The organism is Mycobacterium sp. URHB0021, assembly GCF_054057895.1.
Map to the genome: position 1 here is coordinate 61,882 of NZ_JBSRZT010000002.1, position 13,554 is coordinate 75,435.

12 protein-coding genes and 1 pseudogene are annotated in these 13,554 nt (G+C 66.1%); 5 read left to right on the top strand and 8 right to left on the bottom strand.

Going from position 1 to position 13,554, the window contains the following annotated elements; all coding sequences use genetic code 11:
- Positions 1 to 92: 92 nt before the first annotated feature.
- The gene (locus ACVWWN_RS02450) at positions 93 to 734 is read right to left on the bottom strand and encodes a response regulator transcription factor (protein ID WP_457142469.1); all 642 of its coding nucleotides are present in this window, start codon (positions 732 to 734) and stop codon (positions 93 to 95) included.
- Between the two features lie 366 nt (positions 735 to 1,100).
- Here ACVWWN_RS02450 and ACVWWN_RS02455 point away from each other — a divergent pair, with 366 nt between their 5' ends.
- Positions 1,101 to 1,361 (top strand): hypothetical protein, encoded by a 261-nt coding sequence (locus ACVWWN_RS02455; RefSeq protein WP_457142470.1) that lies wholly within the window; start codon positions 1,101 to 1,103, stop codon positions 1,359 to 1,361.
- A 12-nt stretch (positions 1,362 to 1,373) separates the two neighbouring features.
- Here ACVWWN_RS02455 and ACVWWN_RS02460 read toward each other — a convergent pair whose 3' ends face one another.
- Entirely contained in the window at positions 1,374 to 1,835 is a 462-nt protein-coding gene (locus ACVWWN_RS02460) for a nuclear transport factor 2 family protein (RefSeq protein WP_457142471.1), read from the bottom strand.
- Between the two features lie 57 nt (positions 1,836 to 1,892).
- A complete protein-coding gene (locus tag ACVWWN_RS02465) occupies positions 1,893 to 3,656 on the bottom strand; it encodes a diguanylate cyclase domain-containing protein (RefSeq protein ID WP_457142472.1) in 1,764 nt (587 codons plus the stop codon).
- A 508-nt stretch (positions 3,657 to 4,164) separates the two neighbouring features.
- Here ACVWWN_RS02465 and ACVWWN_RS02470 point away from each other — a divergent pair.
- The 3 genes from ACVWWN_RS02470 to ACVWWN_RS02480 all read left to right on the top strand — a co-directional run bounded on the left by ACVWWN_RS02470 (position 4,165) and on the right by ACVWWN_RS02480 (position 6,981).
- Positions 4,165 to 4,893 carry a hypothetical protein gene (locus ACVWWN_RS02470; protein WP_457142473.1) on the top strand — a complete coding sequence of 243 codons (729 nt, stop codon included), beginning with the start codon at positions 4,165 to 4,167 and terminating at the stop codon, positions 4,891 to 4,893.
- Between the two features lie 76 nt (positions 4,894 to 4,969).
- On the top strand, positions 4,970 to 6,187 hold the full coding sequence (locus ACVWWN_RS02475) for an acyl-CoA dehydrogenase family protein (RefSeq protein ID WP_457148971.1): 1,218 nt from the start codon (positions 4,970 to 4,972) through the stop codon (positions 6,185 to 6,187).
- Positions 6,184 to 6,981 carry a tyrosine-protein phosphatase gene (locus ACVWWN_RS02480; protein WP_457142474.1) on the top strand — a complete coding sequence of 266 codons (798 nt, stop codon included), beginning with the start codon at positions 6,184 to 6,186 and terminating at the stop codon, positions 6,979 to 6,981. The genes ACVWWN_RS02475 and ACVWWN_RS02480 overlap by 4 nt, the downstream gene beginning before the upstream one ends.
- Here the strand turns inward: ACVWWN_RS02480 and ACVWWN_RS02485 are convergent.
- Both ACVWWN_RS02485 and ACVWWN_RS02490 read right to left on the bottom strand, forming a co-directional pair.
- Positions 6,978 to 7,877, bottom strand: a complete 900-nt coding sequence (locus ACVWWN_RS02485) for an NAD-dependent epimerase/dehydratase family protein (protein WP_457142475.1) — start codon at positions 7,875 to 7,877, stop codon at positions 6,978 to 6,980. The genes ACVWWN_RS02480 and ACVWWN_RS02485 overlap by 4 nt on opposite strands.
- A 28-nt stretch (positions 7,878 to 7,905) precedes the next feature.
- On the bottom strand, positions 7,906 to 8,430 hold the full coding sequence (locus ACVWWN_RS02490; protein WP_457142476.1) for an ester cyclase: 525 nt from the start codon (positions 8,428 to 8,430) through the stop codon (positions 7,906 to 7,908).
- A 221-nt stretch (positions 8,431 to 8,651) separates the two neighbouring features.
- Between ACVWWN_RS02490 and ACVWWN_RS02495 the strand changes: the two genes are divergently transcribed.
- Positions 8,652 to 9,059 (top strand): nuclear transport factor 2 family protein, encoded by a 408-nt coding sequence (locus ACVWWN_RS02495; RefSeq protein ID WP_457142477.1) that lies wholly within the window; start codon positions 8,652 to 8,654, stop codon positions 9,057 to 9,059.
- A gap of 1,377 nt (positions 9,060 to 10,436) precedes the next feature.
- On the opposite strand, the pseudogene ACVWWN_RS02500 reads toward ACVWWN_RS02495, so the two are convergent.
- From ACVWWN_RS02500 to ACVWWN_RS02510, 3 genes and pseudogenes are all read right to left on the bottom strand, one after another.
- Positions 10,437 to 12,203 (bottom strand): annotated as a pseudogene (locus ACVWWN_RS02500) (ATP-binding protein); the annotation flags it as partial.
- A gap of 87 nt (positions 12,204 to 12,290) precedes the next feature.
- Entirely contained in the window at positions 12,291 to 12,776 is a 486-nt protein-coding gene (locus ACVWWN_RS02505; protein WP_457142478.1) for a DUF456 domain-containing protein, read from the bottom strand.
- Between the two features lie 27 nt (positions 12,777 to 12,803).
- A complete protein-coding gene (locus ACVWWN_RS02510) occupies positions 12,804 to 13,544 on the bottom strand; it encodes a methyltransferase domain-containing protein (protein WP_457142479.1) in 741 nt (246 codons plus the stop codon).
- Positions 13,545 to 13,554: the final 10 nt, after the last annotated feature.

A 13,554-nucleotide genomic window follows, 5' to 3' on the forward strand; every position in this document is an offset into this window, starting at 1 on the left:
TCGGGAGGCGACGTCGCCGTGATATGGATGGCGTAGCCCCGATGTGAGTCGATGTCCATCGCAGTGAAACCGGTTGTCCACGCTGGTCCCGGCTAGTCCAGCAATTTGCGACGCATCGCTTCGGCGACGGCGGCGCCGCGGTCACCGACGCCGAGCTTCTCGTAGAGCCGCTGCACGTGGGTCTTGACCGTCGACGGTGCGAGGAAGAGCTCCTTGGCCATCGCCGGAATGCTGTTGCCAGCCGCGATCATCTTCAGCACCTCGCGCTCGCGCGGGCTCAGCACCGGGCCCCCCGGTTCGGCGCGTCGACGAATCTCGCCCGCGAGCCCGGCCGCGAGACTCGGTGCGACGATGTCGCGCCCCTTCGCGCAGTCCAGCACGGCGTTCACCAATTCGGAGCGGGTCGATTCCTTCGGCAGAAACCCGGCCGCACCCTCCTGCAGCGCACGGAAGACGATGGCCGACTCATCGTGGGCCGACACCAGCAACACCCTGGTCGGCAGCTCGTCGCGGACCACGGCAGCCGCGACCTCCGCGCCGTCCATGCCCGGCATCCGATAGTCGAGCAGCGCCACCTGCGGCGAATGCTCCCTGATGGCCGCGAGTGCGCTCACTCCGTCGTCGGCCTCGGCGACCACGTCGATCGAACCGCTCGACGTCAACGCCCGCACCACACCGTCGCGGAACAGCGGATGGTCATCACCCACCACCACGCGCACCTTTTCGCCCGCCACGAAAGAAAGCCTCGCACGGCAACGCCCGATCTTCCCCCGATTGGGGACACGCAATTCATCCGTTACGCCCGCCGATCGCCCGACAGCCACGGCCGCCCCGCTGCGCGAAATTCGAGTCATGACCGAAACAACCAGGCCTCTCGAGCGTCGGCAACCTCCACCTCGGCGCAGCCGCCGTCGCCCACGCCGCCACCGGCAGCACTGCGCCGACCGGCCCGCTTCCCTCGATCGGGGGACATCGGATTCCACCGGGTTCACCGCCGAACGCCCGACAGACGTCACATCGCAGGTACGGGACAGTTATCTCAACGCCGGAGAAGCCGGCAGCCGAGACCGAAAAGCGCAGCCCCCCAGGAGGTTACCGAAATGACCAACACGATCATCCGCAACTTCACCCGCTGGATCGCCCTGCCCGCCATTTCGGCAGGCCTGCTGGGCGGTGCGGCCCTCGGATTGGCCGGCATGGCCAACGCGGGCACCTATCCCACCCACGACCCGTCGCCCCGGCCCGGCATCGTCGCCACCCCCAACGTCAAGGCCCAGCCGCCCGTGATGGTCTACCCGGGTAAGCGGTGGCACCGCGACAGCGGCTTTGTCGTCGACCTGCCCTCGGTGGGCGGCGAATAGACGGCGAGGCCGTCAGTACAGCACGATGTCCTGTCCGTACTCCGATTCGGGGCGCGGGGCGAAGTAGCGGCGGTCGGACTCGTCGATCGTGATGTCGTTGATGCTCGCCTCACGCCGGGCCATCAGGCCCTCGGGGCTGAACTCCCAGAGCTCGTTGCCATAGCTGCGGTACCACTGGCCGGCGGCGTCGCGGCATTCGTACTGGAACCGCACGGCGATGCGATTGTCGTGAAAGTCCCACAGGCTCTTCCGCAACACGTAATCGAGTTCGCGCTCCCACTTTCGGGTCAGGAAGGCGACGATCTGGTCCCGGCCGACGACATGCTCGCCGCGGTTACGCCACTGTGAATCGACGGTGTACGCCAGGCTGACGCGCTCAGGATCGCGCGTGTTCCATGCGTTTTCCGCCGCCTGCACCTTCTCCCGGGCGGTCTCGAGCGTGAACGGCGGTAAGGGGGGTCGGGTCTCGGTCATCACACCATTCTGACCACCGCGGGCAGGCGGCGATAGCCGGCAAACGGCGCCCGGCCCTCAGAACAACGGGATGTCGGCTGCGCTCCGGGGCTCGGACTCGACGTTGTCCCCGGCCCTCCGGGAGAAGCGACTCGCCTGTCTTCCCTTTGCCTTGGCGGCGTACATCGCGGCGTCGGCTTCACGAAGTAGCGCCGCCGCGTCGCGCGGATCGTCCGGCACCGTTCTGATCACCCCGATACTCGCGCTGATTTCCAGCGCGCCGCCGGGGATCGTGATGGGTTCGGTCAGCACATTGCGGATCCGCTGGACGAACGGCTCCAGTGCGCGGCTGTCGAGATCGTCGCCGACCAACAGTGCGACGAACTCGTCTCCGGCGAGGCGCCCGACGATGTCGTCCCGTCGCAGCGCCTGGCGCAACCGGTCCGCCGTCGCCCGGATCACGGCATCGCCGATTTCGTGGCCGAGGGTGTCGTTGACGGTTTTCAGGTCATCGAGATCGATGAAGAGCACCGCCGTCAACGTCGCCTCTCCGTCATGAAGCGCGTCGATCGCCTCGACGATGTGCGCCCTGTTCGGAAGGCCCGTCAGCACATCGTGCGCGGCTCGGTGCGCGAGGCGTTCGTTGTCCGCCCGGTGTGCGGTGACGTCGGTGAAGGTCACCAACACCGGCGACCCCTCACGGTCCTGCGGGTTGAGGAGGCGGCAGGTCACGGACAGCCAGATCGTCTCGCCATCGGCCCGCCCGATACCGATGATCCGGCCGATCGTCGGGATTCCACTGTTCCACGCCTTGAGGGGCGGGCTGTCGTCACCGGTGATCGGAGAACCGTCGGCGTCGTACAGGCTCAGTTCTTGCAGTGCGGCCGTGTCCTCGGCATCCGAAATCGTCGGGCCCAGTCCCAGGATGCGGCGCGCCGCCGGATTGATGGTCGGCACCCAGCCGTTGCGGTGGACGACCAGGACTCCCTCCTGCAGCGAGTCCACGACGGCATTGAGGTGCCGTTCGGCCCGCCGTAGAGCGGTGTCGTCCGAGCAGACCACCACGTAGCCGTTGTCGATCTCGCTCACCGAAACGCGCATCACCCTGGCGGTTCCGTCCATCGCGTGATGCGTTGCGTGTACTTGTCCCCCGGCGGCGATGATCGCGGACGGATCCAGAGGGGCACCGACGGCAGAGCTGATGGGCATGGCGAGCGCGCGATGCGCCGGACGCCGGTAGATGGATTCAGCGGCGGCGTTCCACGTCGTGACGATCCCGCCCTCGGCCACCGAGATGATCGCATCGCTGACATGGTCGACGAGTGCCGCCTGGTAACGCATTGTGTCTCGGGCAGCCTGATGCTCGGTGAGGTCGCGGAAGACCAGTTGATAGGCGGCTCGGCCCTTCCACGTGGTCAGTACCGACAGCGCCTCGACATGCATATACGTGCCGTCGAGGCGCATGAGTTCAGCTTCGGTGGCCTCGGAGACATCACCCGGCCGGCGAAGTGTGGCGGTGCGCGCGATGATCGGCGGTATCGACGACGCGTGAACGAAGCGCGCAAGTTCGTGGCCGATGAGCTCGTTGACAGATCCGGCAGCCAACCACCGCACGCACACGGCGTTCGCATAGGCGAACCGCCCGTCCTGATGGATGCAGATGGCATCGGGGCTGTGATCGACGATTCGCCGGAACGGCTCCGTCTCACGGGCCTGACCGTTAGCGGAGGCGAGGTGGGTTAGGCCAGGGAGGTCGCTCTCCTCGCCTCGCCCGCGATCGGCGGCGTCGGGTTTGGTGTCGTAATCGACGCCGTCGCCGACGAATCGCTCGCGTTCTCTCACTATTAAGTCCCTACGTGACGGCGCCCGCCGCATACGTGTCAGTTACCGCGATTCAAACATCGAATCGTTTGCTGATCAAGCCCCGACCACACTCTATGGGACTTGCCGCGCGCTTTTCAACGCAAACGATAATTTGCCATCTTCGAGCTAGGGCGAACCGGGTTCCCATGACGCCCAGCTTGCTGCCGGTTTGCTGTCGGCGGTTCCGGTCTCCTGCGACCTGAGGTGTTCCCGTTGTCCGCCCTGAGCTGAACGACACGTCCCCGAAATGCCGCGGACATGCACGCAAGCGGTTGGCATTTTTGCCCTGCGCGTGTGTCGTCGCGCCTGCTCAGTTGTTCCCCCGCGACGCGCAACCGACGTTGCGGGGTGCCGAACCGTGCGAAAGCTCATGGCTTTGGAGTTCGCTGTCTTTTTGGATTTCCACACAAACACCTGCTCGACACCGCTATGCTTCACCCCGAAGGACGTTGCTGGTAATTGGTATTCAGGTTAAGGAGGCCGAACCATGTCTGTGGTTGAGCTCGCTGCCCGCTCATCGATGATCGACGGACCGCTGAGCACGTATTGGTGGGATGCGGAAACGGGCTGTTCGGTCACCATGGCGACGCCATCAGCGGAGGTCGGGCTGTTCGAGCAGTACTACGAGGGCGCCGTGGTGAGCTACACCAGGTTCGGCGTCAGGAACGCTCTCGACGAGAGCGCGGCGCTGTGCGCCGCCGACACGGTGCTGTTCTGGGCCATCACGGATCGCCGCGGCCGGGTCGTGGGTGGGGTGCGGGCGAAGGGGCCCTTGCATAGCCCGGATGACTCGCGTGCGGTCATCGAATGGGGTGATCAGCCCGGGATCGGCCAGGTCCGGAAGATGATCGCCGACCGGGTACCGTTCGGCGTTCTCGAGATGAAGGGCGCCTGGCTGGACGACGAGCCCGATGCCAAGCAGCGGCCCACCAAGATCATTCCGCGGAGCGGCTTCCATGGCATGCAGTTGCTCGGCGCCAAGTTTCTGATGGCGACCGCGGCCACCCATGTCCTGGAGCGGTGGAGCTCGTCGGGCGGCCTGGTGGCGCCCATTCCCGGCACTCCTTACCCCGACGAGCGGTATCGGACCAAGATGATGTGGTGGGACCGGTCGACCTTCACTCAGCACGGTGAGCCGAATACGGTCGCCGCGATTGTTCGTGAGATGGCCTACGTCCACCGCAGGATCCAATCCTGGGATCCCCTGCGCGGTTAGGTCACGCGTAGCTAGCACCGATCTCGCCGGAGCCGTTCTCGACGGGTGTCATATCGTGGCGAGCATGGACTTCGCGATGTCGGCCAAGGCGCAGGACTACCACAAACGTCTCAGCGCATTCATGACGGAGTTCGTCTTTCCGGCGGAGAAGACCTACCACGACTATCGGGTCGCGGCGGGTCCCGACGACCACACCGTTCCGCCCATCATCGAGGAGCTGAAGCTCCTGGCCAAGGAGCGCGGACTGTGGAATCTGTTCCTGCCGCCGATCTCGGGTCTGTCCAATGTGGAGTACGCGCCGCTGGCCGAGTTGACCGGCTGGAGCATGGAGATCGCGCCCGAGGTGACCAACTGCGCGGCGCCCGACACCGGCAACATGGAGACGCTGCACCTGTTCGCCACCGAGGAACAGGGCAGGCAATGGCTGGAGCCGCTGCTGAACGGCGAGATCCGCAGCGCATTCGCCATGACCGAGCCCGCGGTCGCCTCCAGCGATGCCCGCAACATCCAGACGACGATGCTGCGCGACGGTGGCGACTACGTCATCAACGGCCGCAAGTGGTGGATCTCGGGTGCGGCCGACCCCCGCTGCAAGATCCTGATCGTGATGGGCCGCACCAACCCCGACGCTGCCAGCCATCAGCAGCAGTCCATGATTCTGGTCCCGATCGACACACCGGGGGTCACGGTATTACGGTCGCTGCCGGTATTCGGCTGGCAGGACCAGCACGGGCACTGCGAGATCACCTTCGATAATGTGCGGGTGCCTGCGACGAACCTGCTCGGCGAGGAGGGCAGCGGCTTCGCGATCGCCCAGGCCCGGCTGGGACCGGGCCGCATTCACCACTGCATGCGGGCGTTGGGCGCGGCCGAGCGGGCGCTGACGCTGATGGTCGACCGGGTGCAGAAGCGCGTCGCGTTCGGCAAACCCCTGGCCGAGCAGGGCGTGGTGCGTGAGCAGATCGCCCGTTCGCGCAACGAGATCGACCAGGCCCGCCTGCTGTGCGAGAAGGCCGCGTGGACCATCGACCAGCACGGCAACAAGGAAGCCCACCTTCTGGTCTCGCAGATCAAGGCAGTCGCACCACGGGTGGCGTGCGATGTCCTCGACCGCGCCATTCAGGTGCACGGCGCGGCGGGCGTATCGGATGACTTCCCGCTGGCCCAGCTGTACGCCTGGCACCGGGCAATGCGGCTCTTCGATGGGCCCGACGAGGTGCACATGCGCACCGTCGCGCGCTCCGAGATCGGAAAAGAGAAGAGCGCGTTCGCCGCGGCGGTGACGAACCCGTGACCATCGATCTCGGGCAGCTGTCGGGAGCGTGGAACTTCCGCGACGTCGCAGAGGAGGCCGGCGTGCGCCCGGGCCGGTTCTTCCGGTCCAGTGAGCTCAGTGGACTCTCCGAGGAGGGCAGGCGGCGGTTCGTCGAGCTCGGCATCACCGATGTCGCCGACCTGAGGTCACCGCGCGAGGTCGAGCGCCGCGGGCCCGGCCTGGTCCCCGACGGCGTCGAGGTCCACCTGCTGCCGTTCCCGGACGTGTCGGCGGTGGACGGCGAAGCGCCGCACGAGGCGACGTTCCAGAAGATGATGAGCGAGAAGCCCGATGATGAGGATGTCGCGGTGGCCGCCGGCCGCTTCATGATCGAGGAGTACCTCCGTTTCCCCACCATGGGAGGCGCGCAACGGGCTGTGCGCCAGGTGATTTCGCTGTTGGCCGCCGATCGTCCGGTGATCACGCACTGCTTCGCCGGTAAGGACCGGACCGGGTTCACGGTCGCGACGGTGCTCGGCGCGATCGGTATCCCGCGCGACGCGGTCCTCGCCGACTTCCTGCGCAGCAACGCCGCGGTGCCCCAGCTTCGCGAACAGATCCTTGAGTCGGTGCGGGACCGCTCCGAGACACCTGAGGTCATCACCTTCGCCGAAGCCCGGCTGACCGACGAGGTGCTCGGCGTGCGGGAGGATTACCTGGACGCGTCGCGGCGGTCGATCGAGGAGAACTACGGCTCGCTGTCGGGCTACCTGGAGGCGGCGGGTGTGACGGCCGGGGAGATCGCCAAGGTGCGCGCGGCGCTCCTCGGCTAGCCGACCAGTTCGGGGTGGAACTTGGCGACCATGCGCCGCATCCCGTCGCGCCAGTCGACCGTGGTGCCGCCGACCAACTCACGCATCCGGGTCACGTCGGTGGGGCCACCGCGCAGCGCCTGCGCGCTCTCCTCGAAGACGGGCTCCCGGCCGACCAGCGACCCGAGGTAGCCGCACCACTCCTGCAGGCTGACAATCTGCTCGCCGCACCAATTGACCGTGGTCGCCGGGACCGACGCCGCGTCGAGCAGCCTCGGCAGGGTCGCGATGAAATCGTCTTCGTGGATCGGGTTGTAGCGGGCGGGCCCACCGGGCGGGACCGGGATCGGGACACCGGCCAGCACCATCTCCATGTGATAGAACGGCCACCCGCCGTTGTCGCCGTACGGCACGTTGAGCCGCGCGATGACGGTGGGCACCCCCAGGGCACGCGCCATCGCGCGGGCGACGACCTCACCGGCGATCTTCGAGATGGAATACGTCGGGAACATCGTCTTGTGGTTGTCGCCCAGCGCAGAGGATTCGGTTCGCGGCTCGTCGTCGGGGGGGTCGTAGACGGCGGCCGAGGAGCAGTGCAGAAAGGCATTGGCGTCGGCACAGTGGGCCATCAGCAGACCGACCGACTCCGCGTTGGCCGCGAGGTCCTTGTCCCATCTGCCGCTCTTGGCCACCGCGAGGTTGATCACGTAGTCGAAGTCGGTCGGGATCGCGGAGAAGTCGCCCGCGGCCAGGTTGACCGTCTCGCACCGCACCCCCGCCTTCTCGAGGCCCGCACGGGCCGCGGTGTCGGTGAACCGGGCGATCCCCCAGACCTCGTTGTCGGCGGCGAGCGCCTTCGCGACAGGTGTGGCGACCTGGCCGGTCGGGCCGGTGATCAGAATCTTCGAGCCACGCATGGGGCTGATGGTAGGTGGCCGAACAGGTTCAGTGCGCTGCCTTCATCAATGTGTTGCTGGGCAGCGACACGTCGCGCACCTTGTGCGCGGTTTCGGCACCCGCGATTGGAAGACCTTCGGTTTCAAGCAAACCCAGTTGCACGAGCACGCTGGCTTGATCCCAGTAGATGTGCTCGTGCACAAGTTTGTCGCCCTGAAACTGCACGATCGCGACCATCGGGATCTCGACGGCGCGCCCGGTGGGTTGGATTCCGGGCAGCATCCAGTCGATGTGTGTGGTGTGGGTGAAGCGCAGGATGAACTCGTCGACAACTGAACTCTCTCCGACTGTCCGGCTGACAGGCACCAGTTCCATGTCGGGCGGGTTCACTCCGAGGAAATGGTTGGCGTAGAAATCACGCAGCTTTTCGAAGCCCACACCACCGGTCATGGTGGGGATGTGGTTGACGTACGGTTCGGCGACCATGGTGGCCATGGTCGCGTCGACATCGCGTGTCTCGAACTCGCACCGGCAGTGCGCATCCCACAACGCAGCAAGGTCGTGTTCCGCCATCGCCTGCACTCCTCCGCAATCTCCAACAAACCCATCACAATGAACGCACTACGCAATGGGCATATTCGATTGGAAGCCCACGACGTCTACAATTCGTCTGACTCGGACAGAACTGCATCCGCCAACTCCACGCCGACCGACAGCGCCACTCCTTTATCCGATTAGCTCCGAGCCGCCCTTGTCAGCGGTACTTTATGCTTGGGCGCTGGTAGGAGGCCACGATGGACGTCGAGAAGATGCGGGACCTCGTCGAGAGCCATTTGCAGGCAGAAGGCCGCGGCGATATCGACGGAGCGGTCGCCGTCTACACCGACGATGTCGAACATGACGCCGTCGGATTCCCCCACAGCCCGAGCAAGGGCGTTGATGGAGCGCGGGACTTCTACGAGCACCTGACCGCGAACTTCCGCGTCGGAGGCGAAGAGGTTCTGCGTCGGTATGTAACCGATGACGCGATGATTCTCGAGCAGATGATGACGGGCACGGTCATCGGATCGATGCTGGGTCGACCCGGCAACGGGCGAACCATCCGCTTCCGCATATTGCACGTCTTCGAGTTCCGGGACGGGTTGATCAGCCGGGAGAACGTTTGGCTGGACTCGGCAGCAATCATCGACCAACTGAACTGACACGATTGGTCAGCGATCGCTCACCCCGCGAAGTGCAGGCGTCATCGCGCCACATTGCTCACCGAGCACTTCGGCACGCGTCGCACATTCCAGCGCCGCGCCCCAGAGTCCCTGCCGCCGATAGGAGATGGCCGCGTAGGCGGCCGCATCGATGGCGGCGACAAGATCGCCCATTATCTCGAAGTCGTTGGAAGCCAACGCCAGTTCCTCCCCATCGTCTGCGCTAAGAGCAGCGGCAAATCGGGCCACCGCGCCGGCACGTGGGCCCTCGACGACCAGGGCAAGTTCGCTCAACCTCTTCGCGCCCGAACTGTCACCGAACTGGACCGCGGTCTGCAGGCACACCACCTCGCCCGCCAATTGTCCGTTTGCTCCTGCGATTGCGGCCGCGGACAACAGCGCTGTGATCGCCTTGCCAATGGCGCCTTGGCCAGCGGCCACCCACCCCTGAGCGATCGCATACTCGTAGTCCAGGTATCGCCATCCCGGATGGCGGTTTTCCTGCAGCGCCCGTAGAGCGGCGGCGGCCTGCTCTGCCAAGCCGGCGACAGCTAGCGCCGTCGTGCGTGCTAGCTGAGCTCGGTACCACCATCCCTGGGGCTCGCCCATGGCAGCGAAGGTTGTGGCGGCGGATTCCAGCATGACGCATGCGGTGTTGATCCGGCCTGCGCCCAAGTCTGACCTTCCCGCGACGGCGGCAAAGATGGGGTCGAACTGCGGGCTCGCGTAGACGGCCACTCGCCGGCGAAAGGTCTGGGCTTCACCCTGAGCGTCCGAGATTCGTCCGGCCAGCAGCAGTGCACCGACATGGGCGTCGGTAATGACGAAGTACCCGCGTACCGGGATCGCGTACCCCGCTTCTGCGGCGCCCACCGCAGCGGAAGTGGAGCCTGAATCGCCCAGGGCGACGGTGATCGCCCACGCCGTCGCGCGCGCGGCGACGTCGGGTATTTGATGCCATGCGATCAGTCGCGATGACGCCTCGGCCGCTTTCGGACACCCCATTGCCGCCCAGTACACCGTGAGGAATGCGGTGATAACGCTCCGGGCCGGACGTCCTGCACTCTCCGCCGCCTGGTCAATCAGTATCTTGGCGCCCGTGGGATCGGCGAGAGTGAAGTGCCGGTTGATCGCTCGTAGTGTCGTGTATCCGGCTTGGCCGAGTTCAGTGTGGTCCATCCTTTGTGCGTCAATGAGCAGAGCGTCCGCCTCGTGGCCGCGGCCGAGGAATGACAACGCATGTGCGCGAATTACATTCGCCTGTACACCCGCCCCGGCGCTGAGGGCTGCATCAGCCAGGCGATCGGCGAGGGGTAAATCGAGTAGCCACGCCGCACCTCGTGCCGCCCGAACCAATACCTCGGGATCCGGCTCCAGTTCGGCGCTCCACGCGAACGCGGCACGCAGATTGTCCATCTCGTTGACAGCCTGCTCTGAGCCGGCGACGCTCACGCCGGGGGCCGCCGGGCCGGCAGCAGGAACAAGGCCCTCGGCAGTCTGTAGATGCTCACGGGCAGTGCGATCCTGGGTCAGCAACAGATCCACCAACGCCATGTAGTAGTCGCGGTGCCGCTTGCGAACGGCGTCGGCATCTTCTGAATCACCCAGCTTTTCCAGCGCGTACTGGCGCACAGTCTCGAGCAAGCGGTATCGCGTGCGCGCGCCGTTCTCTTCGGCCACCACAAGCGACTTGTCGACGAGCGTTGTGAGCTGATCGAGCACCTTGTAGGGCTCCATCTCGCCCCCTCCGGCAACCGCGTGAGCGGCCTCTAGGTTGAACCCGCCCACGAACACCGCCAGCCGCCGAAACAGTGCGCGCTCGGACTCGGTCAACAGGGCATACGACCAGTCGACCGATGCGCGCAGCGTCTGCTGGCGGCGCATCGCGGTTCTACCGCCGCCGGTCAGCAGGCGGAAGCGATCACGAAGACCGTCGATTATCTCGGCCAACGACAAGGAACGTACCCGCGCTGCTGCGAGTTCGATCGCCAGCGGCATGCCGTCCAGGTGGCGGCAAATCTCCATGATGGTGGCGGCGTCGTCGTCGGTCATGCTGAAATCGGGGCGGGCTCGTCGGGCGCGGTCCGCGAACAGCTCGATCGCCTCGTCGGCGATGGACAGTGACGGCACACGCCAAGTCACCTCGCCGGTGATGCCGATCGGCTCGCGGCTGGTGGCCAATAGCGTCAGACCGGGGCAGCCACTCAAGAGCGCGACTGCCAGCTCTGCGCTCGCGTCGAGCAACTGCTCGCAGTTGTCGAACACCACCAGCATGTGACGGTCTGCGGTGAAGCCGACCAACATGTCCACGCTGGTACGGCCAAGTTGGTCAGGCAAGCCCAGCGCACGGGCGGCCGCAACGGCAACGGCGTCGGGATCGCTGATCGGCGCCAGATCGACGAACCAGGCGCCCTCTCGGAACCCGGACGCCATTTGCGCCGCGATTTCCAATGCCAGCCGGGTTTTCCCCGCACCACCTGCGCCAGTCAATGTCACAAGCCGGTTGTCGGCCAAGAGGTGCTGCACGTACTTGATCTGTTCAGAGCGGCCTATGAAGCTGGTGAGCTGCGCCGGGAGATTCTCTGCGACAACGGTTTTGTCCGTCCGCAGCGGCGGGAATTTGTTGTGGATGTCGGGGTGGCCCAGCTGTACCACCCGTTCGGGGCGTGCCATCCCCCGCAGCGAGTGAGTGCCCAAGTCCGTCAACCAGGCACCAAGCGGAAGTCGGTCATCGACGATTTCCTCGGTCGCGCCGGACAGGAGCGTCTGGCCGCCGTGGCCCAAATCGCGCAGTCGTGCGGCCTTGTTCATGGTCGGCCCGATGTAGTTGCCCTCATCGCGCAATAGCACCTCACCGGTGTGCACGCCGATACGCAGCCGGATCGGAGACAGCGGTGCCCGCTGCAAGTCCAGAGCACACGCCACCGCATCGCTGGCACGGGCGAACGCGATGACAAAGCTGTCCCCTTCACCCTGCTCCACGGGACGTGCACCGTCATGGGCCGCCACACTCTCAGCGAGAGTCCGGTCCAAGAGCGCGAACGCGGCCGACATCTGTTCCGGCTGAGCCTCCCAGAGCCGCGTGGATCCCTCGACATCGGCCAACAGAAGCGTCACCGTTCCGACCGGTAGCAACTCGCTCACATCTGCACCGCCCCCAACTCAACGGCGGATGGCCCGGATACGGGTCAATCTGTTCATGCTAGCCAGCATGTCTCGGCGAAAAGCGTCCTATTGCGTCAGATAGACGCCGACCACCCAGGCCGCGGTGGCCAGCAGTGCGCCCGCCAACTCGACGCCGACCGACAACGCCACACCTTTCAACGCGTGCATGGTCGACGTCCATGCCACCCGCTGATCGCGCCTGCGCGCCAGTTCGGCCAGATAGACACCGAGCACGAAGCCGATCACCAGGCCGAGCACCGGGATCACGAAGAAGCCGATGACCCCCAGCGCCGCTCCGGCCACCAGAATCGATGTGCCGACATCGGCGGCCCGCATGCGCCGCATCGGCCACAGGTATTTGACCAACGTGAAGGCGGCCAGCACGGCGGTCACCACGCCGAGGGTCACCCACGCCGTCACGTTGTTCTCGACCACGGCCCAGACCGTGATCGACGCGAACACCAGGAGCGTGCCGGGGAGCAGCGGCACCACGATGCCGACCACACCGACGGCGATGACCAGCGCGACGAGGACGATGCCGCCGGTACTCACGGCTCGAATCTACGGGGTCTCAGCGGGTCACGGTCGTTTCGCGCGGACCCACTGGAAGTTCACCAGGCTCCTCGTCCGCACGCCGACGAGGCCGAGGTCTTCGAAGATGTCGCCGAGTTCGTCCTCACCGAAGAATTTGGCCCCGCCGTCGGGAAGCATCCGCCAGAGCGGACCCGCGGTTCCGGCGGTCGGCACCATCACGGCGATACGGCCGCCGGGGCGCAGCACCCTGGCCATCTCGGCCAGGGCGACCCCGGGGTTGGGGATCAGCTGCAGCATGGCGATGGAGGTGACGGCGTCGACGGTTTCGTCGCGCAACGGAAGCTGCTGCGCGTCTGCTCGCAGGAAACCGACCTGGGGTCCGGCCGCGGCGTTCACGGCGCGAGCCAGCATCGGCTCGGAGATGTCGACCCCCAACGCGAGACCGTCCGGGCCGGCGGCGCGTGCGAGTGCCGCGGTGACGTTGCCCGGCCCGCTGCCGACGTCGAGCGCGGTGCCGCCGAACGGGATGCTGAGCCAGTCGATCGGGGCCTGAAACACGCTGAGCACCCTGCGGGCGGTCACCTGGGCGTTGTCGTAGAGCATCGACCCGATTCTCGACGCCCACACCGCCTGGATGGCGCCGGTGTTCTTCGGCGGCCCCTCGGGGGAGTCTTTGAGCAGGTCCAGATATCCGCGGCTGACATCGGGCTCTGCCGGCGGGTCGGCAAGTAGGTCCAGCGCCCTGCGCAGCGCCTGCGGCAGTTCGCTATGCAGTTGGTCGCTCACGCTTCCACGC

What these genes read in the sequence shown, in the direction of transcription:
- ACVWWN_RS02455 (WP_457142470.1), top strand. Translation starts at nt 1,101, where the DNA reads ATGACCAACACGATCATCCGCAACTTCACCCGCTGGATCGCCCTGCCC.
- ACVWWN_RS02460 (WP_457142471.1), bottom strand. Translation starts at nt 1,835, where the DNA reads ATGACCGAGACCCGACCCCCCTTACCGCCGTTCACGCTCGAGACCGCC.
- ACVWWN_RS02470 (WP_457142473.1), top strand. Translation starts at nt 4,165, where the DNA reads ATGTCTGTGGTTGAGCTCGCTGCCCGCTCATCGATGATCGACGGACCG.
- ACVWWN_RS02475 (WP_457148971.1), top strand. Translation starts at nt 4,970, where the DNA reads ATGTCGGCCAAGGCGCAGGACTACCACAAACGTCTCAGCGCATTCATG.
- ACVWWN_RS02485 (WP_457142475.1), bottom strand. Translation starts at nt 7,877, where the DNA reads ATGCGTGGCTCGAAGATTCTGATCACCGGCCCGACCGGCCAGGTCGCC.
- ACVWWN_RS02490 (WP_457142476.1), bottom strand. Translation starts at nt 8,430, where the DNA reads ATGGCGGAACACGACCTTGCTGCGTTGTGGGATGCGCACTGCCGGTGC.
- ACVWWN_RS02495 (WP_457142477.1), top strand. Translation starts at nt 8,652, where the DNA reads ATGGACGTCGAGAAGATGCGGGACCTCGTCGAGAGCCATTTGCAGGCA.